This is a genomic window from Massilia phyllosphaerae, from assembly GCF_034659755.1.
Lineage (GTDB): Bacteria > Pseudomonadota > Gammaproteobacteria > Burkholderiales > Burkholderiaceae_D > Telluria > Telluria phyllosphaerae.
Genome location: NZ_JAXSQX010000011.1, coordinates 1 through 22,159 on the forward strand (window position 1 = coordinate 1; position 22,159 = coordinate 22,159).

At 63.8% G+C, this 22,159-nt stretch carries 17 protein-coding genes; 10 read left to right on the forward strand and 7 right to left on the reverse strand.

From position 1 onward, the window contains the following. The 3 genes from U1H99_RS28230 to U1H99_RS28240 form a co-directional block, all read left to right on the forward strand. On the forward strand, nt 1-992 hold a 992-nt coding region (locus U1H99_RS28230), incomplete at its 5' end, for a right-handed parallel beta-helix repeat-containing protein (protein ID WP_323144939.1). Between the two features lie 329 nt (nt 993-1,321). Then, nucleotides 1,322-2,857 (forward strand): choice-of-anchor Q domain-containing protein, encoded by a 1,536-nt coding sequence (locus U1H99_RS28235; RefSeq protein WP_323144153.1) that lies wholly within the window; start codon nt 1,322-1,324, stop codon nt 2,855-2,857. A 311-nt stretch (nt 2,858-3,168) separates the two neighbouring features. Beyond that, nucleotides 3,169-4,593, forward strand: a complete 1,425-nt coding sequence (locus U1H99_RS28240; protein WP_323144152.1) for a choice-of-anchor Q domain-containing protein — start codon at nt 3,169-3,171, stop codon at nt 4,591-4,593. A gap of 92 nt (nt 4,594-4,685) precedes the next feature. Here U1H99_RS28240 and U1H99_RS28245 read toward each other — a convergent pair whose 3' ends face one another. The 3 genes from U1H99_RS28245 to U1H99_RS28255 all read right to left on the reverse strand — a co-directional run bounded on the left by U1H99_RS28245 (nt 4,686) and on the right by U1H99_RS28255 (nt 9,570). Further along, entirely contained in the window at nt 4,686-6,005 is a 1,320-nt protein-coding gene (locus tag U1H99_RS28245) for a replication-associated recombination protein A (RefSeq protein ID WP_323144151.1), read from the reverse strand. Nucleotides 6,006-6,076: 71 nt separating this feature from the next. Beyond that, complete coding sequence (gene lolA / locus U1H99_RS28250; protein ID WP_323144150.1) at nt 6,077-6,709, reverse strand: outer membrane lipoprotein chaperone LolA; 633 nt, start codon at nt 6,707-6,709, stop codon at nt 6,077-6,079. A 158-nt stretch (nt 6,710-6,867) separates the two neighbouring features. After that, on the reverse strand, nt 6,868-9,570 hold the full coding sequence (locus U1H99_RS28255; RefSeq protein WP_323144149.1) for a DNA translocase FtsK: 2,703 nt from the start codon (nt 9,568-9,570) through the stop codon (nt 6,868-6,870). A 184-nt stretch (nt 9,571-9,754) separates the two neighbouring features. Between U1H99_RS28255 and trxB the strand changes: the two genes are divergently transcribed. From trxB to U1H99_RS28275, 4 genes are all read left to right on the forward strand, one after another. Further along, the gene (gene trxB, locus U1H99_RS28260; protein WP_323144148.1) at nt 9,755-10,708 is read left to right on the forward strand and encodes a thioredoxin-disulfide reductase; all 954 of its coding nucleotides are present in this window, start codon (nt 9,755-9,757) and stop codon (nt 10,706-10,708) included. 24 nt (nt 10,709-10,732) lie between these two features. After that, complete coding sequence (locus tag U1H99_RS28265; RefSeq protein WP_323144147.1) at nt 10,733-11,404, forward strand: Smr/MutS family protein; 672 nt, start codon at nt 10,733-10,735, stop codon at nt 11,402-11,404. Nucleotides 11,405-11,585: 181 nt separating this feature from the next. Beyond that, entirely contained in the window at nt 11,586-13,793 is a 2,208-nt protein-coding gene (locus U1H99_RS28270) for an ATP-binding protein (RefSeq protein WP_323144146.1), read from the forward strand. Between the two features lie 91 nt (nt 13,794-13,884). Beyond that, a complete protein-coding gene (locus U1H99_RS28275) occupies nt 13,885-14,490 on the forward strand; it encodes a trimeric intracellular cation channel family protein (RefSeq protein ID WP_323144145.1) in 606 nt (201 codons plus the stop codon). A 227-nt stretch (nt 14,491-14,717) separates the two neighbouring features. Here the strand turns inward: U1H99_RS28275 and U1H99_RS28280 are convergent, their stop codons facing one another. Together U1H99_RS28280 and U1H99_RS28285 are read right to left on the reverse strand one after the other, a co-directional pair. Further along, nucleotides 14,718-15,056 carry a P-II family nitrogen regulator gene (locus U1H99_RS28280; protein ID WP_141828877.1) on the reverse strand — a complete coding sequence of 113 codons (339 nt, stop codon included), beginning with the start codon at nt 15,054-15,056 and terminating at the stop codon, nt 14,718-14,720. A gap of 62 nt (nt 15,057-15,118) precedes the next feature. Further along, nucleotides 15,119-17,200: an NAD(+) synthase gene (locus U1H99_RS28285; RefSeq protein ID WP_323144390.1), complete on the reverse strand. Its 2,082-nt coding sequence runs from the start codon at nt 17,198-17,200 to the stop codon at nt 15,119-15,121. An 84-nt stretch (nt 17,201-17,284) separates the two neighbouring features. Here U1H99_RS28285 and U1H99_RS28290 point away from each other — a divergent pair, with 84 nt between their 5' ends. After that, the gene (locus U1H99_RS28290) at nt 17,285-18,436 is read left to right on the forward strand and encodes a GNAT family N-acetyltransferase (protein WP_323144144.1); all 1,152 of its coding nucleotides are present in this window, start codon (nt 17,285-17,287) and stop codon (nt 18,434-18,436) included. Between the two features lie 116 nt (nt 18,437-18,552). Continuing rightward, nucleotides 18,553-19,362: a class I SAM-dependent methyltransferase gene (locus U1H99_RS28295; protein ID WP_323144143.1), complete on the forward strand. Its 810-nt coding sequence runs from the start codon at nt 18,553-18,555 to the stop codon at nt 19,360-19,362. 47 nt (nt 19,363-19,409) lie between these two features. Here the strand turns inward: U1H99_RS28295 and U1H99_RS28300 are convergent, their stop codons facing one another. After that, entirely contained in the window at nt 19,410-20,636 is a 1,227-nt protein-coding gene (locus U1H99_RS28300; RefSeq protein ID WP_323144142.1) for a GGDEF domain-containing protein, read from the reverse strand. Nucleotides 20,637-20,816: 180 nt separating this feature from the next. Here U1H99_RS28300 and U1H99_RS28305 point away from each other — a divergent pair, with 180 nt between their 5' ends. Next, a complete protein-coding gene (locus U1H99_RS28305; RefSeq protein WP_323144141.1) occupies nt 20,817-21,425 on the forward strand; it encodes a GNAT family N-acetyltransferase in 609 nt (202 codons plus the stop codon). Between the two features lie 208 nt (nt 21,426-21,633). On the opposite strand, the gene U1H99_RS28310 is transcribed toward U1H99_RS28305, so the two are convergent. Next, nucleotides 21,634-22,089 carry a hypothetical protein gene (locus U1H99_RS28310; protein ID WP_323144140.1) on the reverse strand — a complete coding sequence of 152 codons (456 nt, stop codon included), beginning with the start codon at nt 22,087-22,089 and terminating at the stop codon, nt 21,634-21,636. Nucleotides 22,090-22,159: the final 70 nt, after the last annotated feature.

The following is a 22,159-nucleotide window of genomic DNA, read 5'->3' on the forward strand; positions in this document are numbered from 1 at the left end:
GCACGCTGTGGGTGGCGCCCGGCGGCGACGACGCCAATCCGGGTACGCGGCGCGCGCCGCTGCGCACACTGGGTGCAGCGGCGGCACGGGCTGCCGGAGGCGCGGCCGGCACCACGGTACAGGTCGCGCCGGGGGTCTATCCGGAAAACGTCAAGACCACCGCCAGCGGGCGTCCCGGCGCGCGTGTCCGCTACCTCTCCACAGTCAGATGGGGTGCGCGCATCATCGGCAACGGCACCGAGGCGGTCTGGATCAACCACGGCCGCCACGTCGAGATTGCCGGCTTCGATCTCAGCGGCAGCGGGCGCATCGGGCTGCTGAATTATGGATCGTGGGTACGCATGCGCGACAACCACGTGCACGACCTGCAGGTCTCGGGCGGCTGCACCGGGGATGGCGGCGGCGGCATCGTGAACGCCAACTACAAGGGTTCGCATGGCGAGATCGTCGGCAACGTGGTGCACGACATCGGCGTCCCAGGTGCCTGCCAGGGCGTGCACGGTATCTATTACTCGAACCTGCACGGCCGCATCGAGAACAATATTGTTTACCGCGCCGCGGCCTGGGGCATCCATCTATGGCATGCCGCCGACCAGGTCGTTATTACCAATAACACCGTGTTCGCCAACGGTTCGGACAGGATCGGCGGCGGCATCGTGGTCGGTACCGGCGACAGTCCCGGCGGCATGAGGCTGACCGGAACCCGCATCGCCAACAATATCGTCGCCTGGAACCCGCGCGCGTCGATCCAGCAGTACTGCAATCCCGACGAAGCCTGCATCGGTGCCGGGAACGTGGTGGCCGACAATGTGGTGTATGGCAACGGCCTAGGCATCCAGATGCGTGTCGGAAAGGCCACCGGCACCATTGCCGACGATCCGCACTTTATCGACTTCCGGCCCGATGGCAGTGGCAATTATCTTTTGAAACGGAATTCGCCTGCGCTTGGCTACGGGGCCGCAATCGATCTCGGCACCGATTCGAAACACTGATCCATTCCATACCTGCCTTTCATCACGCCGCACGCAAGCCATGCGCATGATGTGCGCTCGCGTTCCGCTTTCTTGCCTTCCCATATCGTTCAAACAATTCTATTTTCCAAAAGAAAATCTTTTGGAATCAATAGCTTGTCCGTTCGCATTTAATTACGGCGGATGCATCGTGATTTATCGATATATGTTCCCCAATATAAATTCCATTTAGGAAAACCTTATTAGGTAAGTTATATCCCAGGGAAAATTCTTTTTCAAAAAGATTGAACTTAGGAAGTTTCCACCGCTCAAAGCTTCCGTATTTCAATTTTTTGAGAAGGATTTTCCCAATGAAACGAATCGTCACTTTTGCTTCGAATGTTCACGCCAGCGCACTGCTCTGCTGCAGCGCCGCCGTCCTCCTGACCGCTTGTGGTGCTGATACCAGCGGCAGCAAGACCGACACCGCGACCCTGTCGCACGGTGTCCAGAGCGCGAACGTATCCGAAGCAACTGTTGCCGCCGCCGGCCAGACCGCGGCGTTGACGGAAGAAAGCGCAGGTACCGGCGCTTTCGAGCATGCCTCGGCCACTGCCACCGCACCGCAAACCACCCGCCTGCTGGCGACGATCTCGTCGGCCACCACCGGCACCGACGCCACCACCCAGGTCACCGACCTGTACCGCACCTTGCTCAATCGCGAGCCGGACAGCGGCGGCCTGCAGTTCTGGGTCCAGCAAGTAAACGCCGGCCTCCCGATCGACGGCGTCAAGAACGAATTCCTGAACAGCGCGGAGTACAAGAACCTGCAGGCGGCCACACCGGCGCCGGCAGCCGATCCGTCGGCCTATCACCTGTACGTCTCGACTACGGGTTCGGACTCGAACAGCGGTACCAAGGCTGCGCCGTTCAAGACCATCACCAAGGCCGCCTCGGTTGCCAAGGCCAGCACCACCGTCCACGTCGCCGCCGGCACCTATAACGGCAACGTCAGCACCAAGACCAGCGGCAGCGCATCGGGCAAGATCCGCTTCGTGTCCGACACCAAGTGGGGCGCCAAGATCGTCGGCACCGGTTCCGAAGCCATGTGGACCAACAACGGCAACTATGTCGAAATCAACGGTTTCGACATCACCGGTCCAGGCCGCCTCGGCATCCTGAACTACGCGTCGAACACGCTGGTTGCCAACAACCACATCCACAACCTGACCCTGTCGGGCGGCTGTACCGGCGACGGCGGTGCAGGCGTGGTCAATGCCACCTACGGCAGCACCAACGGCGACATGATCGGCAACGTCGTGCACGACATCGGCAAGCCGGGCGGCTGCAACGGCGTGCAAGGCCTGTACTCGTCGAACACCGGCGGCACCATCGCCAACAACGTCGTCTACCGCGTCTCGTCCTTCGGTATCCACCTGTGGCACGCCGCCAGCGGCACCACCATCGCCAACAACACGGTCTTCGCCAACGGCTCGGCCGGCATGGGCGGCGGCATCGTGATCGGCGTGGGCGACTCGCCGGGCGGTGTCCTGCTGAACAACGTCAAGGTGATCAACAACATCGTGTACAACAACCCGCGCGGCGGCATCCAGCAGTATTGCTACTCGGGTGCGACCTGCATCGGTACCGGTAACGTGGTGTCGAACAACCTGGTCTACGGCAGCACCACCAACGTCGGCATGCTCAAGGGCAGCGCGACCGGCACCATCAGCGCCGATCCGAAGTTCGTCAGCTACAACCCGACCGGCACCGGCGACTACCGCCTGCAAAGCGGCTCCCCGGCCGTGAACAAGGGTACCGCCAGCGGCGCCCCGGCGGTCGACATCCTCGGCGTGGCCCGTCCGAAAGGCGGCGCCTTCGACCTCGGCGCCTACGAGAGCTTCTGATCGCCCGCTAGCGCAAGCTCGGCACACGACGTCCGGCACCTGCTGCCGGACGCCGACTACAAGCCCTGCCACGGTGATGCCGTGGCAGGGCTTCTTTATTTGGCCAGGCACCTTGGATAGCAGGCAAAGGCGGCTCACGCGGCGGCGTCCGCCAATGAACTGAACAATATGCGGTGTTCCATTTCATATTCGAAATCAGACCTTGCAATTTCATTCATACGGAAAATTTTTTTACGAAAAGATTGAACTTAGGAAGTTTCCTGGGCTCAAAAGCAGTATCAATGACTTCTTGATTCAAGGAACTTCCCTAGATGAAACACGCAATCGCTTCTCTCTTCGCCCACCGTACCAACACCCTCGTCGCCTGCAGCGCAGCCGTCCTGCTCGCCGCCTGCGGCGGTACCGACGCCGGCAGCAGCGCCGCTGCCCAGACCGCGGCCAAGCTTGCCGTCGCCAATGCCGACAAGGGTGCCGTCCTGGTCGACGCCGCTGCGACCGCAGCCGCTGCCGCACCGCTGAGCGCCGCCAGCTTCAATGTCGACGGTTACGAAAAAGAAGTGCAAGCCGCATCCGCCGTGTCGGCGGCCCCGGCCCAGATCCAGGCCGACAGCGCCGCAGCCGGCGCTGCCCAGGCCGACGGTGGCACCAAACTGCTGGCCACCCTCACCAGCGCGACCCCGAACGCCACCACCAGCACCTACCATCTGTACGTGGCAACCACCGGTTCGGATTCGAACACCGGTACCCAGGCCGCGCCGTTCAAGACCATCAACAAGGCTGCCTCTGTCGCCAAGGCCGGCACCACCGTCCACGTCGCCGCCGGCACTTACAACGGCAACGTCAGCACCAAGACCAGCGGCACCGCAACTGCCCGCATCAGCTTCGTGTCCGACACCAAGTGGGGCGCCAAGATCGTCGGCACCGGTTCCGAAGCCATGTGGACCAACAACGGTAACTACGTCGACATCAGCGGCTTCGACATCCGCGGTCCGGGCCGCCTCGGCATCCTGAACTACGCGTCGAACACGCTGGTTGCCAACAACCACATCCACAACCTGACCCTGTCGGGCGGGTGCACCGGCGATGGCGGTGCGGGCGTGGTCAATGCCACCTACGGCAGCACCAACGGCGACATGATCGGCAACGTCGTGCACGACATCGGTACCCCGGGCAGCTGCAACGGCGTGCAAGGCCTGTACTCGTCGAACACCGGCGGCAAGATCATGAACAACGTCGTCTACCGCGTCTCGTCCTTCGGTATCCACCTGTGGCACGCCGCCAGCGGCACTACCATCGCCAACAACACGGTCTTCGCCAACGGCTCGGCCGGCATGGGCGGCGGCATCGTGATCGGCGTGGGCGACTCGCCGGGCGGTGTCCTGCTGAACAACGTCAAGGTACTGAACAACATCGTGTACAACAACCCGCGCGGCGGCATCCAGCAGTACTGCTACTCGGGTGCGACCTGCATCGGTACCGGTAACGTGGTGTCGAATAACCTGGTCTACGGCAGCAAGACCAACGTCGGCATGCTGAAAGGCAGCGCGACCGGCACCATCAGCGCCGATCCGAAGTTCGTCAGCTACAACCCGACCGGTACCGGCGACTACCGCCTGCAGAGCGGCTCGCCAGCCGTGAACAAGGGTATCGCCAGCGGCGCCCCCGCTACCGACATCCTCGGCGTGGCGCGTCCGAAAGGCGGCGCCTTCGATATCGGTGCCTACGAAAGCTTCTGAATCCAAGCACGCGCTGGTCGATAGGGCGTAAAAAGTAAAAGCCCCGCGACGGCCGGACCTTCGCGGGGCTTTTTTTATATCAACGGCGCGGATCAGTCTTCGCCGGCGTCCGCATCCAGCTGGCGCAGGAAGGCCAGCTTGTCGGCCACCTTGCCCTCGATCCCGCGCGGCACCGGCTGGTACCAGCGCGGCTCCGGCATCCCGTCCGGCAGGTAGGTTTCGCCGGCCGCGTACGCATGCGGCTCGTCGTGGGCATAGCGGTAGGCATGGCCGTAGCCGAGTTCCTTCATCAACTTGGTCGGCGCATTGCGCAGGTGCACCGGCACCTCGCGCGACTTGTCCTTGCGCACAAAGGCCATCGCGGCATTGAAGGCGTTGTAGCCGGCGTTGCTCTTGGCCGCGATCGCCAGGTAGATCACGGCCTGGCCCAGCGCCAGTTCGCCTTCGGGCGACCCCAGGCGTTCGTAGGTGGTCGCGGCGTCGTTGGCGATCTGGATCGCGCGCGGGTCGGCCAGGCCGATGTCTTCCCAGGCCATGCGCACGATGCGGCGCGACAGGTATTTGGCGTCGGCGCCGCCATCCAGCATGCGGCACAGCCAGTAGAGCGCGGCGTCCGGGTGCGAGCCGCGCACCGACTTGTGCAGGGCCGAGATCTGGTCGTAGAAATTGTCGCCGCCCTTGTCGAAGCGGCGCGCGTTCAGGGTCAGCGCGTTCTCGACGAATTCGCCGGTGATGCGGGTGATGCCGGACGTTTCCGCCGAGGTCTTGGTCTGCTCCAGCAGGTTGAGGAAACGCCGCGCATCGCCGTCGGCGTAGCCGACCAGGGTCTGCACCGCCACCTCGTCGAATTGCAGGTGGCCCAGCACCCGCTCCTGCGCGCGCGCCAGCAGCTGGCGCATCTCGTCGTCGTCCAGCGCCTTGAGCACGTAGACCTGGGAGCGCGACAGCAGTGCCGAATTGACTTCGAACGAAGGGTTTTCAGTGGTGGCGCCGATCAGCGTGACCAGGCCGCTCTCCACGAAGGGCAGCAAGGCATCCTGCTGCGATTTGTTGAAGCGGTGGATCTCGTCGATGAACAGGATGGTGTGCTTGCCGCGCGCCAGGTACTGCTCGGCCTGCTCAATGGAGGCACGGATGTCCTTGACGCCGGACAGCACCGCCGACAGCGCGATGAATTCGCAATCGAAGGCGTTGGCCGTCAGGCGCGCCAGCGTGGTCTTGCCCACGCCCGGCGGCCCCCACAGGATCATCGAGTGCGGCCGCCCCGATTTGAAGACCAGGTTGAGCGGCTTGCCCTCGCCCAGCAGGTGGCTCTGGCCGATCACCTCGCCGATGGTTTTCGGGCGCAGCGCTTCGGCCAGAGGCGCCGCGGGTTCGGTCCGGAACAGGTCGTCAGTGTTGTGCTTATCCATCTTGCGTATGTGTGGCCGGATAACGAAAACGCAAGTGTAATGGATGAGGACGATACCCCGTTAGCGCAGGCTTACTGGTGCGAGACTTCGGCGCCCTTCGGTACCTCGAACTTGAAGGTTTGCGCGCCCAGCGACGGGTTGCGCTGGAAACTGGTGAACTTCAGCAGCGTGGTCTGGCCGAAGTTGTCCTTCAGCTCCATCGCCTGGGGCACGCCGTCTTTCAGGCCGATGCCGATCTGCTCGAAGGTGGTGTCCTTGGTTTTCGGGGTGGCGCTCAGCCACTCGAGGCCGTCGCGGGTGCCGGCTTCGGCCAGCGTGAAGTTCTTTTCCAGGTCGTTGCTGCCGAACAGGATCGCAGCCGGCGAGCTGCCCAGCGCGTTGCCCAGCTTGCGGGTGGTCACCTGGTTGAGGTCCTTGTCGTACAGGTACAGGGTGTCGCCGTCGGCCTGCAGCACCTGTTCGAAGGGCTTCTGGTAGGTCCAGATGAACTTGCCGGGGCGGGCGAACACGAAGGTACCGGTCGAGGGCGGCGCGGCCTTGCCGGCGGTGGTCTTGCGGAGCTGGGTCTGGGTGAAGTCGCCGCGGGCGGACTTGGTGCCGGCGACAAAGGATTTGAACTGGTCCAGTGCGGCGGCGGAAGCCTGGGTGCCGATGGCCAGGGTGGCGGTTGCGATCAGGGTGGCAAGAGTCGTTTTCAGCGTCATTGTTGTGTTCCTGTTTTTGTTGGCCGAAGGGGTTTGGCTGAGGTGGTGGCGGTAGGGTGGACGGGTCTCCCGTCCACGCTTTCATACGGCGCTTGCACTGACTGAACGCGCGAACGGCGGAGCGGTCCACCCTACGCGCAACATTAACGTTGCCGGTTTTACTCGGCGCTGGTCGCCGGCACGAGAATGTCGCGGTTGCCGTTCGACTGCATCGGCGACACCACCCCGCTCTGCTCCATCTGCTCGAGCAGGCGGGCGGCGCGGTTGTAGCCGATGCGCAGGTGGCGCTGCACCAGCGAGATCGAGGCACGGCGGTTCTTGAGCACCACCTGCACCGCCTGGTCGTACATCGCATCGGATTCGCCGCCGCCCTCGCCGGCCGCCGGGCCCTCGCCGGCGCCGCCTTCTTCCGCCACGCCCCCTTCGAGGATGCCTTCAATGTAATTCGGTTCGCCGGTCGATTGCAGATGTTTTACAACTCGATGCACTTCGTCATCCGACACGAAGGCGCCGTGCACGCGCACCGGCAAGCCGGTACCCGGCGGCATGTACAGCATGTCGCCCATGCCGAGCAGCGTCTCGGCGCCCATCTGGTCGAGAATCGTGCGCGAGTCGATCTTGGACGACACCTGGAACGCGATACGGGTCGGGATGTTGGCCTTGATCAGGCCGGTGATCACGTCGACCGACGGACGCTGGGTCGCCAGAATCAGGTGGATGCCGGCGGCACGAGCCTTCTGTGCGATACGGGCGATCAGCTCCTCGACCTTCTTGCCGACCACCATCATCAGGTCGGCCAGCTCGTCGATGATGATGACGATGGTCGGCAGCTTTTCCAGCGGCTCGGGATTGTCCGGCACGATCGAGAACGGGTTCGGGATGTGTTCCTCGCGCTTGGCCGCATCCAGGATCTTGCCGTTGTAGCCGGCCAGGTTACGCACGCCCAATTTAGACATCAACTTGTACCGGCGCTCCATCTCGTTGACGGCCCAGTTCAGCGCGTGGCCGGCCTGGCGCATGTCGGTGACGACCGGCGCCAGCAAGTGCGGAATGCCCTCGTACACCGACATTTCCAGCATCTTCGGGTCGATCAGGATCAGGCGCACGTCGGCCGGGTCGGCCTTGTACAGCAGCGACAGGATGGTGGCGTTGATGCCCACCGACTTGCCGGAACCGGTGGTACCCGCGACCAGCAGGTGCGGCATCTTGGCCAGGTCGGCCACCACCGGCTTGCCGGCGATGTCCTTGCCCAGCGCCACGGTCAGCGCCGAGGCGCTGTCGGCGTACACCTTGGAGCCGACGATTTCCGTCAGGCGCACGATCTGGCGTTTCGGGTTCGGCAGTTCCAGCGCCATGTAGTTCTTGCCGGGGATGGTCTCGACCACGCGGATCGAGGTCAGCGACAGCGAGCGCGCCAGGTCGCGCGCCAGGTTGACGATCTGGCTGCCCTTGACGCCGGTGGCCGGCTCGATTTCGTAACGGGTCACGACCGGACCCGGGTAGGCGGCCACGACCTTGGCTTCGACGCCGAAGTCGGACAGCTTCTTCTCGATCAGGCGGCTGGTGAATTCCAGGGTCTCGATGGCGACCGATTCCTGGGCCGGCGGCGCTTCATCCAGCAGGCCCAGCGGCGGCAGCGTGGAATCGCCCGAGACTTCGAACAGCGCGGTCTGGCGTTCCTTTTCGGCGCGGTCCGAACGCGGCACGCTGACCATTTGCGGCTCGATCTTGATCGCGGACGGTGCCGGTGCGGCAGCCGCCGGCTGCGGCGCGGCAGCAGCGGCACGCGCGGCCGGGGCTGCCCGCGCCGGCGCCGGCTGCTGGAAAGGCTCGTCGTCGAGCGCCGGTTCGGCCGGCGCCTTGGCCAGCGAAATCTGCGGCTCCTGGCGCGGCTCGCTATGCGGCTCCACCCTGCCCTCGCCGGCGGCCGGCTCGGTTTTCGTCTTCGCCTTGACCTTGGCCATGGCCTTGGCCAGGAAGCCCGGCTGCGCAGCCGGCTCTTCGAAGCGCTCCTCGTCGAGCACGTCGTCGGGCGTACGGGTGTCGACATGGCGGCCGACAGCGGGCTCGTGCTTCAGCACCGGCGCATTGCCGTGCTTTTCGACGAACTTGGCACGCTCGTGCACCACCGCCTCGTCGCGCCGGTGCGCCGCGACTTCGCCCAGCGCACGGTCTTCGCGGTCTTCGTAGCGCAGGCGGAACCAGTCCCAGCCACGCTCGACCGATTCGCCGATGCGTTCGGCCGTCGCCAGCCAGGACACCTGGAAATACCAGGAAAAGCCGAGGCCGAACAACAGCAGCAGCAACAGGGTGGCCCCGGTGAAGCCGAAGGCGGTATGGGCGGCGTGGCCGATCAGCTGGCCCAGCACGCCGCCGGCCGCGCGCGGCAATTCGACCTTGAGCGACCACATGCGCAGGTACTCGAGTCCTACGCTGCCGGCGAACATCAGGGCGAAGCCGACCCAGCGGATCACGGTCTCGCCCTGGTGCTCGGGCTCGGGGAGCGGCTGCTCGACCACGAAGCGGCTGTGCAGGCGGCGGTAGCCTTTATACACGGCGCGCGTGAAACAGACGCACAGCCACCAGGCCGAAAAGCCGAAGATGAACAGCAGCAGGTCCGCCAGCCAGGCGCCGGCGCGGCCGCCGAGGTTGGCGACGTGGGCTACCGCGTTTTCGTGCGACCAGCCTGGATCGGCTTTGTTATAACTGAGCAGGATGAGGACGAAATACAACAAGGCGACGGCCGTGGCCAGCCAGCGCGCCTCGGAGAGCAGGCGCACGAGCCGGTTCGGCAGCGGCTGCCGGGGTGCCCGGGGCTTGTGGGTATAGGTCGAACCGGTCGAAGTACTATTCTTGCTCATACGAGATGCTACTGAATGAAGCCGATACAGCGAAAGATGTTCATTCTAAGCCATATATGGCCGGGAAGGCCCCACGATTCATGCTTGTTTGCATCATCGAATATAATCTCCGGTCCGATTCCCCTTGATTCCGATGACCGGCGCCCCCACTTGCCGCCCATCATCACCTGATAAGACGTTCAACATGACCACTCGCAAACACGCCAAAGTCCTGATCCTCGGTTCTGGCCCCGCCGGCTACAGCGCCGCCGTTTACGCTGCACGCGCCAACCTCAATCCGATGCTCGTGACCGGCGTCGAGCAAGGCGGCCAGCTGATGACCACCACCGATGTCGAGAACTGGCCGGGCGACCCGCTGGGCGTGCAGGGCCCGGAACTGATGGCGCGCCTGCTGCAGCATGCCGAGCGTTTCAATACCGAGATTGTTTTCGATCATATCCATACCACTTACCTGAACGAAAAACCGATTCGCCTGGTCGGCGATTCGCACGAGTTCACCTGCGACGCCCTGATCATCGCCACCGGCGCGTCGGCCCAGTACCTCGGCCTGCCGAGCGAACAGGAATTCATGGGCAAGGGCGTGTCCGCATGCGCCACCTGCGACGGTTTCTTCTACCGCAACCAGGAAGTGGCGGTGATCGGCGGCGGCAACACCGCGGTCGAGGAAGCGCTGTACCTGGCCAACATCGCCACCAAGGTGACCGTGATCCACCGCCGCGACAAGTTCCGCGCCGAACCGATCCTGATCGATCGCCTGATGCACAAGGTTGAAGAAGGCAAGATCGTGCTGGAACTGAACCAGACCCTGGACGAAGTCACCGGCGACGCCAGCGGCGTGACCGGCCTGCGCCTGAAAGCCACCGGCGACGGCGCCATCAAGGAACTCAAGGTGCACGGCCTGTTCGTGGCGATCGGCCACAAGCCGAACACCGCGATCTTCGATGGCCAGCTGGACATGCACAACGGCTACATCAAGACGCGCAGCGGCACCGAGGGCATGGCGACCGCCACCAGCGTGGCCGGCGTGTTCGCGGCCGGCGACGTGCAGGACCATGTGTACCGCCAGGCGATCACGTCGTCGGGTTCGGGCTGCATGGCCGCACTGGACGCCCAGCGCTACCTGGAAGCACTCGAGTAACTCTTACAATTTTCGATGGCAGGCATGAAAGACTTCGGCGACCTCAAATCCTTCCGCGACCGTCTGAAGGTCGAAGAACGCCTGCGCGCCATCGAAAAAGCCGAGCGAGAGAAGCGCGAGCGGGCCGAACGCGAAAATGCAGTCGAGTTCCGCACGGCGGTCAAGGACGTCAACCCGATGCCAGAGTCCGACCGCTACGTCTGGCGTCCGGCCCATGAAGCCGAGCTGCGGCGCCAGGCCGCGGCGCGCCGGCCGCCGACCGACGACGAAGTCCAGGCGATCCTGGCGGAATCGATGCTGTCCGACCAGTTCGACGTTGACGGCCTACTCGACGAAGAGCCGACCCTCAGCTGGGCAGCGCCCGGCGTCGGTCCAGATGTCGTGAAAAAGCTACGCAAGCGTCACTGGCCGGTCGAGGACGAAATCGACTTGCACGGCTTGACGCGCGACCTGGCGCGGCGCGTGGTCGATGCATTTTTGCGTAGAAGCAACAAAAACGGGATACGCTGCGTGCGCATCATCCACGGTGTCGGCTACGGCTCGGCCGGCGGCGAACCGGTGCTGCGCGGCATGGTCCACAGCTGGCTGGTGCAGACCGGCGAGACGGTCGCCTTCTGCGTGGCCAACCGCGCCGACGGCGGCAACGGCGCCCTCATCGTACTGCTGCGGCCGGCGCTCGACGAGCGCGAACGCTGACCCTGTTGCACTAATTTACAAGCTTTGTTCCTGAGTCTGCTCAATACGGATTCGCCACAATCCACATTGACATTTCCTTGTGTCAAAATATGCGTAATATGCGCAATTTGAGCATGAAAGCTTGTAAGATGCTCTCCAAGAAACCCGAGTAGCCAACACGTAAAGGAATGAGTCGAGAGTGATGTCCAGTACGCCTGAACCGATGGCGATTCCGCAGCGTGTCGACTTGCTCAACTGCGCGGACGAACCCATCCACCTGCCCGGATCGATCCAGCCCCACGGTGCCCTGTTCTTCCTCGACAGCGACGGCGCCGTCGAAGGCTGGAGCGCACACGCCGACACGCGCCTCGGCCTGACGCTGACCCTCGGCCGCAACTACGAACAGCTCGGCTTGCCGGCCTCGGTGGCCGAACTGGTCCACGAGACCTTCGACACCATGCACGAAGGCGGTGCCGCGCCGCTGGTGGCCGCGGTCGTCATCGGCGCGTCCGAATACGATTGCGTGGTGCATGCGCACAAGGGCCGGGTGATCGTCGAATTCGAAGCGCGCGAGGAATCCACCGACGCGGTGGCGCTGTTCGCGATCAAGGCGCACGGCTCGATCGAGCGCCTGCGCCGCCAGAAGAGCATCGACGGCCTCTTGCGTACCGCCGTGCGCCAGGTGCGTGAATTCACCGGCTTCGACCGCGTGATGGCATACCGCTTCCGCGGCGACGACAGCGGCAATGTCGTCGCCGAAGCGCGCCAGGACGAACTGGTGGCGTATCTCGGCCAGCGCTACCCGGCCGGCGACATCCCGCCGCAGGCGCGCCGCCTGTATGTGCTGAACACCCTGCGCATGATCGCCGACATGACCTACGACGCCGTCCCCCTGCTGGGCGCACCCGGCGCGCCGGCGCTCGACATGAGCTATAGCGTGCTGCGCAGCGTGTCGCCGATCCACGTCGAATACCTGCAGAACATGGGTGTGGCGGCCTCGATGAGCGTCTCCATCGTGATCAATGGCCGCCTGTGGGGCCTGATCGCCTGCCACCACATGAGCCCGAAGCGCGTGCCCTACTCGATCCGCATGGCGGCCGACGTGCTGGCGCAAGTGATCGGCTCGACCGTGCAGAGCATCGAATCGAACGACCAGGCCGCCCTGGTCGAGCGCAACGCCAAGGTGCGCACCAGCCTGGTCGAATCGCTGCTGCTCGAGGAAGACCCGCTCGAAGCGCTGGTCAAGCACGGCGAGGGACTGATGGCCTCGAGCCAGTCGCAGGCCATGGTGGTGTGCCAGTTCGAACGCGTGGTCTGCCTCGGCATCGACCAGGACGCTGGCGAACGCATCGTCGCTTCGCTGCCGGCGGACGCCCACGACCTGCTGCTGCGCAAGGGCGTGCACGACTGGCCCGAACAGGACCGCGCGGCGCTCGGGAAGTGGGTCGGCCTGCTCGGCCTGCCCTTCGATCCGCCCAGCAGCGGCTGGTGCCTGCTGCTGCGCACCGAGCAGGTGGAAAACGTCGCCTGGGGCGGCAGGCCCGAAAAGAGCGAACAGGTCGGCCCGATGGGCGCGCGCCTGACCCCGCGCGGCTCCTTCGACGCCTGGCACGAGACGGTGCGCGGTTGCGCCCATCCGTGGGAAGACGTCATCCTGACCCATGCGCGCCTGACGCTGGGCGAACTGATGCGGGTATCGAACGCGCGCCGCGCGCAGACCGAAACCACCCGTGCGCAGTTGCTGGCGATGCTGGGGCACGACCTGCGCGATCCGCTGCACTCCATTAACATGGCCGGCATGGTGCTGGAAAAGACCGGCGGCGCCAACAACAAAGGCACGCTGGGACGGCGCATCCAGTCGTCCAGCAACCGCATGCAGCGCATGATCAGCCAGGTGCTGGACATGAGCCGGATCGACCGCGGTCTCAGTCTGGGCGTAGCGTTGGCGCCGGTCGACATGGCACCGCTGGTCGAGGACATGGTCGAGGAGGCGCGCCTGGCCTACCCGACCATCGTCTACGACCTGCACACGATCGGCCCGGCCTTCGTGCAGGGCGACGATGCGCGCCTGGGCCAGGTGGTGTCCAACCTGCTCAGCAACGCGCGCCACCATGGCGAACCGAACCAGCCGATCAAGATCCGCCTGACGGTGCAGGACGGCATGGCGGAAGTGTGCGTGTCGAATGCCGGCGCCCCGATCCCACCGGAGGCCGAGGCCACGCTGTTCAATCCGTACAAGCGCAGCTCGTTGAACAACCCGCGCAACCGCACCGGCATGGGCCTGGGCCTGTACATCGCCCAGCAGATCGTGCGCGAACACCAGGGCGAAATCGTCTACCACCACGAGAACGGCCGCGTCATCTTCACCGTAAAGCTGCCGCTGGCGCCGCGCCAGGCTGCGCAGCCTTGAGGTCGTAAGCACCGCGCATACTTACGCAGCCGGGCCCGGCATGTTAGTCTAGCAACTAGTCTAGCAATAGCGCCACAAGCCCGGCTGCCGCATGCATCTACTCAAATTCATTGAAATCATGGCGATCCTGGTGGGCGCCTTTTCCGGCTTCATCGAAGCGCGCCGCAAGCGGATGGACCTGGTCGGGGTCTTCACGGTCGCCTTCATCGCCGCTTTCGGGGGCGGCACCCTGCGCGACATCCTGCTCGACAAGCGGCCCCTGTTCTGGGTCATCCACCAGGAATACGCGATCCTGATCTTCGTGCTGGCACTGGTGGCCTCGCCGCTGATCCGCACCATGCGCCACATGGTGTCGGAACGCCTGATCGTGATCGCCGACGCCTTCGGCCTTGGCTTGTTTTCGGTGGCCGGCGTGTCGTCGGCGCTGGATGCCGGCATGCCGCTGTTCATCGCGTCGATGATGGGCGTCATCACCGGCATCTTCGGCGGCGTCCTGCGCGACATCGTCTGCAACGAAGTGCCGATGGTCTTCCGCGACGGCAAACCCTATGCCCTGTGCGCCTTTGTCGGCAACTGGATCTTCCTGATCATGGGCATCTATGGCGTGGACAAGGACATCGCGCTGTGGTCGAGCGCGCTGTTCATCGTGCTGTCGCGGCTGCTGGCGTGGAAATTCGATTTGACCCTCGGCCGCTGAACCCCAATTCGGGGTCAGAGCAGAATTTTGCCGGAATTCGGGGTCAGAGCCTTTTTTGGGAAATTGACAGATAACACTACTGGCGCAGGATCGGCCGGGATGACGACGTGATCGCAACGGAACACGCGTCAAAATAAACACGTGCCATTGCCCTTAAAAGCGCTCTGACCCCGAATCGTCCCGAATCGTCCGCAAATTGTGCTCTGACCCCGAATTTAGCGGAATGGTCAGACCGCGTCCGGCCCGGTCTCGCCGGTGCGGATGCGGATCACCTGTTCCACGTCCTGCACGAAGATCTTGCCGTCGCCGATCTTGCCGGTGCGCGCCGCCTTGATGATGGCGTCGACAACCTGCTCGGTCATCGCATCGTCGACCACCACCTCGATCTTCACCTTCGGCAGGAAATCGACCACGTACTCGGCGCCGCGATACAGCTCGGTATGGCCCTTCTGGCGGCCAAAGCCCTTCACCTCGGTCACGGTCAGGCCGGTGACGTTGACATCGGCCAGCGCCTCGCGTACTTCGTCCAGCTTGAATGGCTTGATCACGCAGGTAATTTGTTTCATGTAAAGCTCCTTTCAGGTTTTCTTGTTGGGCGCACGGCGGCGCCTTCGATCATCGGCCGGGCTCAGTTATCCGGAATCCGGGCCAGCTGCTCCATCCACACGGTGGCCTCGGAATCGCTGGGGGCGCGCCAGTCGCCGCGCGGCGACAGCGAGCCGCCATTGCCGACCTTCGGTCCGTTCGGCACGCACGAGCGCTTGAACTGGCTGGTCTTGAAGAAGCGCCACAGGAAGATGCCGAGGTTTTTCTTGATCGCCGCCAGGTCGTACTGGTTACGCGCCGGATTGCCGCCTTCCGGCCACGGGCCGAGGTCGCGGTCGCGCCAAGCCGACCAGGCCAGGAAGGCCACCTTGGTCGGCGCGAAGCCGTAGCGCAGGATGTAGTACAGGTTGAAATCCTGCAGTTCGTAGGGACCGATGAAGTTCTCGGTGACCTGGGCCGGTTTGCCGGCCGCCGTGTCGCCGGCCTCTTTGCCGGTACCGGTCTTGGCGGGCACCAGTTCCGGGCTGATCTCGGTTTCCAGCACCTGGATCAGCACGTCGGAACCGGTGTCGCCGATCTGCTTGGTATCCGCCACCCAGCGCACCAGATGCGAGATCAGGGTCTTGGGCACGCTGGCATTCACGTTGTAGTGCGACATGTGGTCGCCCACACCGTAGGTGCACCAGCCCAGCGCCAGCTCGGACAAATCACCGGTGCCGATCACGATCGCGTGGTTGTGGTTGGCGAGGCGGAACAGGTGGCTGGTGCGCTCGCCCGCCTGCACGTTCTCGAAGGTGACGTCGTATTCTTCCTTGCCCTCGGCGTACGGGTGGCCGAGGTCCTTCAGCATCTGGATGCAGCTCGGGCGGATGTCGATTTCGCGCGCGGTGCAGCCGACCGCCGCCATCAGGTCGCGCGCCTGGCGCAGCGTGCGTTCGCTGGTGGCGAAGCCGGGCATGGTGTACGCCAGGATGTTGGTGCGCGGCAGGCCGAGACGGTCCATCGCCTTGGCGCAGACCAGCAGCGCGTGGGTCGAATCGAGGCCGCCGGAAATGCCGATCACGACCTTCTCGTGGCCCGAGGATTGCAGCCGCTGCAGCAGTGCCTGTACCTGGATGTTGTAGACCTCGGTGCAGCGCTCGTCGCGCCGCGCGCTCGATGCCGGCACGTAGGGGAAGCGCTCGACCAGGCGCTGCAGCGGCAGGTCGCGGTCCAGCGGCAGCGCCAGCGGGAAGCGCTGGATGCGGAACCTGGCGACTTCGTCGGCGTGGCGGCGCACCGATTGCGCGAAGGTGGTCGCGTGCATGCGGTCCTGCGCCAGCCGCTCGAGGTCGACGTCGGCGAAGATGATGTGCGAATCCTGCAGGAAACGCTGCGACTCGGCCAGCATGTCGCCTTTTTCATAGATTAGCGACTGGCCGTCCCAGCCCATGTCGGTGGTCGATTCGCCCAGGCCGGCCGAGGTGTACAGGTAAGCCGCCACGCAGCGTGCCGACTGCTGGCCGACCAGTTGGTGGCGGTAGCCACTCTTGCCCACCACGATGTTCGAGGCCGACAGGTTGACCAGCACCGTGGCCCCGGCCAGCGCCGCGAACGAGGATGGCGGCACCGGCACCCAGACGTCTTCGCAGATCTCGACGTGGAAGCGGAACAAAGGCAACCCTTCGACCTCGAACAGTTGGTCCGGACCGAAGGGCACGTCCTGTCCCAGCAGGCCGATCCGCGTCACGGCGGTGTTGTCCGCGGGACTGAACTGCCGCATTTCGTAAAATTCGCCATAATTGGGCAAATAGCTCTTCGGCACCACGCCCAGGATGCGTCCGCCGGCCACGACCACCGCGCAATTGAACAGCGTATGGTTGAGGCGCAGCGGCACGCCGACGATCATGGCCAGCGGCAGTTCGCTCGACGCCGCGACCACGTCGGCGAGCGCGGCCAGGCAGGCGTCGAGCAGCGCGCGCTGGTGGAACAGGTCGTCGCAGGTGTAGGCGGACAGTCCCAGTTCCGGGAAGGCGACCAGGACCGCGCCCTGCCCGGCCGCCTGGCGCGCCAGCGCGATCGTCTGCTGGGCGTTGAACGCCGGGTCGGCGACCTTGCAGCGCGGGCTGGCGACAGCGACACGGGCGAAATCGTGCGAATAGAGGTTGAAGAATGGCTTATCCATCATGCATCTTTCCTTGGGTGAGCTTCGACCACCATTTGTTTGCCGGGCAGCGCGGCGCCGCGCAGTACCCGTTACTCCTTTGATATGGAAGTCATCTTGAATTATCGCACGCATATCGTTTCTTCTCTGTCCGAGATCGGCCAATCAGCGTGGGACGCGCTGGCGTCCAGCCAGGACAAACCGAATCCCTTCCTCTCGTATGCCTTCCTGCACGCCCTGCACGAGTCCGGGAGCGCCGCGCCGGATGCCGGCTGGCAGCCGCAATTTCTCACGCTGTACGATGGAGAAGACCTGGCCGCCGCCCTGCCCCTTTACGTCAAATACCACTCCTACGGCGAATACGTGTTCGACTGGGCCTGGGCCGACGCCTACGGGCGCAATGGCCTGGAGTACTACCCGAAACTGCTGTCGGCGATCCCGTTCACGCCGGTAACGGGCCCGCGCTTGCTGGCGCGCGACGAGACCGCCCGCGCCGCCCTGATCGAGGTGCTGCGCCATGTGCAGCAGTCGACCGAGGTCTCGTCGACCCACATCCTGTTTCCGCCCGAGGAACATGCGCGCCAGCTGGGCGAAGCCGGCTTCCTGTTGCGCAGCGGAGTGCAGTTCCACTGGGTGAACCAAGGCTATGCGGATTTCGACGCCTTCCTGGCGACGCTGGAGCAAAAAAAACGCAAGAATATACGCGCCGAGCGGCGCAAGGTCAGGGAAGCCGGCGTGACCCTGCGCCGGGTGCGCGGCGTCGACGCCACCGACGACGACTGGCGCTTCTTCACGCGCTGCTACCGGCATACCTATGCCGAACATTACTCGAAGCCTTACCTGAACCTGGATTTCTTCCGGCGCATCGGGCGCGAGATGCCGCACAATCTGCTGCTGGTGATTGCCGAGCGCGAAGGAACGCCGATCGCCGCATCGCTGGTGGTGCACGACGAGAACACCTTGTACGGCCGCTACTGGGGCGCGCTCGAACACGTGCCCTGCCTGCATTTCGAGACGGCGTACTACCAGCCGCTGGAATTCTGCATCGAGCAAGGCATCGGGGTGTTCGAGGGCGGCGCCCAAGGCGAGCACAAGATGGCGCGCGGCTTCCTGCCGACGCGGACCTGGTCGGCGCACTGGCTCAAGCATCCGGCGTTTGCGGATGCGATCGAGCGCTTCCTCGAGCAGGAGGCGGGCGGGATCGACGATTACATCGACGAGTTGAACGACCGGAATCCGTTCCGGGACGGGGCTTGACCCGGGCCGGCGCAGCGAAGCGTCCGCATATTGACTTGACGACAAGCGGGACGCTGCCCGATGATTGCCGGGCGGTACGGCATGAGGCCGCTACCACCGACCTTGGAGAAGACATAATGAAACGATTCATCCTGGCCGCCCTGCTGGCGAGCGGCGTGGCCGGCCTGGCACAGGCCGCCGACAAGGCCGACGATGCCCAGCTGCGCGCGGCGATCGCAGGCAGCCACCGAAGCAGCGCCAACGCGGCGCGCGACAACTGGCGCCATCCCTACGACACCCTGGCCTTCTTCGGCATCAAGCCGAACATGACCGTGGTGGAGCTGTCGCCCGGTGGCGGCTGGTACACCGAGATCCTGGCGCCCTACCTGCGCGACAACGGCAAGCTGATCGCCGCAGGCCCAGCATTTGATCCGGCCAAGCGTGGCACCGTGGCCTTCAAGCAGAAACTGGACGCCAATCCGGCGGTCTTCGGCAAGGTCGTGCAGGGCGTGTTCGCGCCGCCGTCGACCTACAACTTCGCCGCCCCCGGCAGCGTCGACATGGTGCTCACCTTCCGCAACCTGCACAACTGGATCGACGCCGGCGGTGACGACGAACTGAAGGGGGTATTCAAGGCTGCTTATGCCAGCCTGAAGCCGGGCGGCGTGCTCGGCATCGAAGAACACCGCCTGCCGGAAGCCATGCCGCAGGATGCGAAGACCTCGAGCGGGTATGTGCACGAGTCCTATGTGATCAGGATGGCGGAAAGCGCCGGCTTCAAGCTGGCGGCGAAATCCGACGTCAACGCCAATCCGAAGGACAAGGCCGACCACAAGGGTGGCGTATGGGCGCTGCCGCCGACCCTGGCCAACCGCGACCAGGACCGCGAGAAATACCAGGCGATCGGCGAGAGCGACCGCATGACGCTCAAGTTCGTGAAGCCATAAGCCGTACCGTACCGGCTGCGAGTAGTTCGCGGCCGGTCATGGCGCGGTCAAGCTGCGCAGGCGTTCGGGACCGGGGTGCCACTGGCGCACGGGGCTTGCCCGGCCTCGGCCGGGACCCCATCGGCGCCTTCCCATTGAGCACCGTGGACCCGGTTGCGGCCACTGCGTTTGGCGGCATACATCAGTTCGTCCGCGCGCGCGATCAGGGCGTGGCTGGCAATGCCCGGCAGGCAGGAGGACAGGCGCGCGCTCACCACGCCGAAGCTCGCCGTGGCATGGCTGCGGACGTCGGCATGGGGGCCGCTTGTTTCGGCAAGACGTGCGCGCATGCGTTCGGCAAGGGCAAGGCCCTCGTCCAGGTTGGTGTCGGGCAGGATCAGGAGGAATTCTTCGCCGCCGTAGCGCACGACCGTATCCTTGTCGTCGCGGATCATCGACAGCAACAAGCGTGCGAAATCCTGCAGGAGCGTGTCCCCGGCCTGGTGGCCGTAGGTATCGTTGATGGTCTTGAAATTGTCCAGGTCGCACACGACGATCGTCAGCGCGGCATGGTCGCAACGGGCGCGCTCGATTTCACGCTCGAGCAGGCCGGCATTGAGGTGGCGCCGGTTGAAGGCCCCCGTGAGCGGATCGCGGATCGACTGGTCGATCAGCGTTTGCTCGGTCCAGTACTGGCGGCGCGACGCACGGGCATCGCGGCGCGCGGCAGCGGCGCCGAACAGGTTCGCGAGCAGCAGCAGCATCGCCATGGTCCCCAGCTGGCGCGGGCTGACCGTGCCGATGGCATGCACCAGGCCCAGGAAACCGGCGCTCGCGCCGAGCGCCACGATACCTGCGTTGACCAGGCGGTTTGGAATGAACAGGTAGACGATGACCAGCATGATGGCCATCGACATGCCATGAAGCAGCAGTTCGCCACGCGAATACGTGACCAGCAAGAACGCCAGCATCGCCAGACTGGTGAAGACGGTGGCCGAGCGATAGGCAGTTTGCCCGGGATTGGCGCTGCGGCGGGTCAGCACGATACCCGTCACGGCCACCACGGCGGTTGCCAGGCGCACCGCGAACAGGATCAGTGTCTGGCTGTTCAGGCCGAGGTGCGCCACGTCGGCAAGTGCGAAGCCCAGGTAAAAGACGCTGCAAAATGCGAGCGACCGCGTCAATTCATGCCGGATAACGTCACCCTGGGCGCGCAGAAACGCGGCTTCGATGCTGGCCGATGTGAATTCACCGCGCCAACGCGCAATGGCGCCGGGAGACTGCTGCGTGGACATGGAAGAACGAATGGACGTGAACGTGCCCGACTGTAACGATATGCTGCATTTCTGTAAAGAAATTTATACGGAAATTCACACAATGGTTGTGTCGATGCTGCATCAGCCCATCCGAGGACAGGAAGCATGTCATCGCGAGGGCACAGTTTTGCGACCATGCCAATGTTATTCTGCAAAAGCATGGTTACAAAAACGTCGACACGCGTCACTCATGAGACATGTGATCTACGCAGACATACGCTGCAAGATATCGACCAGGTTTTCCGGCTTGCCAGTGATCCCGCCGTACTTCAGTCCATTGGCGGCGCTCCTCCCTCGCGTGAAGACGCCTGGCATCGGCTGCTTCGTTATGCAGGTCATTGGAGCTTGCTGGGCTTTGGCATGTTCGCGGTATTCGAGCGGGCCACGAATCAGTTTATTGGCGAAGTGGGCCTGGCCGATTTTCAGCGCGACTTGGGCGACCACTTCGATGGCGTGCCTGAAGCGGCATGGGTGTTCACCGGGCGTTCACATGGCAAGGGCTTTGCCCTGGAAGCGATGACAGCAGCGCTGGACTGGTTCGATCGACAAGCGGTTTCGTCACGCAGTGTGTGCATGATCGAACCTCGCAATACGGCCTCGACCAGGCTTGCAGAGAAGTTGGGATTTACTTATTACGCCCGCGGGTGTTACCGGAGTCACGACGTTTACCAATACGAGCGCATGCGACCGGATCATCAACCTCCTGAGCGCCCGTCCGCGTGCAAGGCTGCGCCCGTAGTGGCGGACGAGAGCGGATTGGCAACGTAGCCACGACGGCGGAGCCAGTAATGTTCAGGCCCTTTCCCGTCTTCATCGACGCCATGCGATGTCGTTGTAGGCGCGCAGCTGCAGCTTCCCGGTCTGGCTGCTGGCGGCGACGATGGTGAGGTCGGGTCGGCCTCGAGCGCCATCGTGCCGCTGGCGCTCAGCTGCGCCTGGCGGTCGGCTGACAGGTCGCTGCCCTCCGTTACCGCATTCATCGCATCATCGACCCGATCGATAAAACCTGATCGATCGAGGGCCAATCTAAACGTGCCCTTGCAAACGTACCGTTCATGAGTTCGTCTGATACAAAGCCCACTTGCTCTTCAGGCAGAATGTCAAATGGGGCATCCATTAACGGGTGATTAATGATTGGATTGCTTAGTCCGACAAATTCACGCAGACGCAAAAGCGTCAATATTTCAATCGGTGTACGAGCAAGCGCTGGACTACTGAAATCGTAAAACGTATTGGAGATTTCTCTGGCAGCCTGGTGCGTATGACGATCACAGGCAGCCAACAACCAAGGCACAAGCCATTCAGAATCGGGATTACGCCAGTGTTCGAGCAGACCTTCATATATTGGCTCATCATAAGCATAAGACGGCCAGCTATGAGACACATCCCCCGCCAGTCCGCAAAAAAACGTAGCATAAAAGCGTGAGCGCACCTATGCCTTTCCTCGTACGACAAAGCCAACTGGTATTCATGCTTTAATGCAGAGTGGATTAAATATCCTT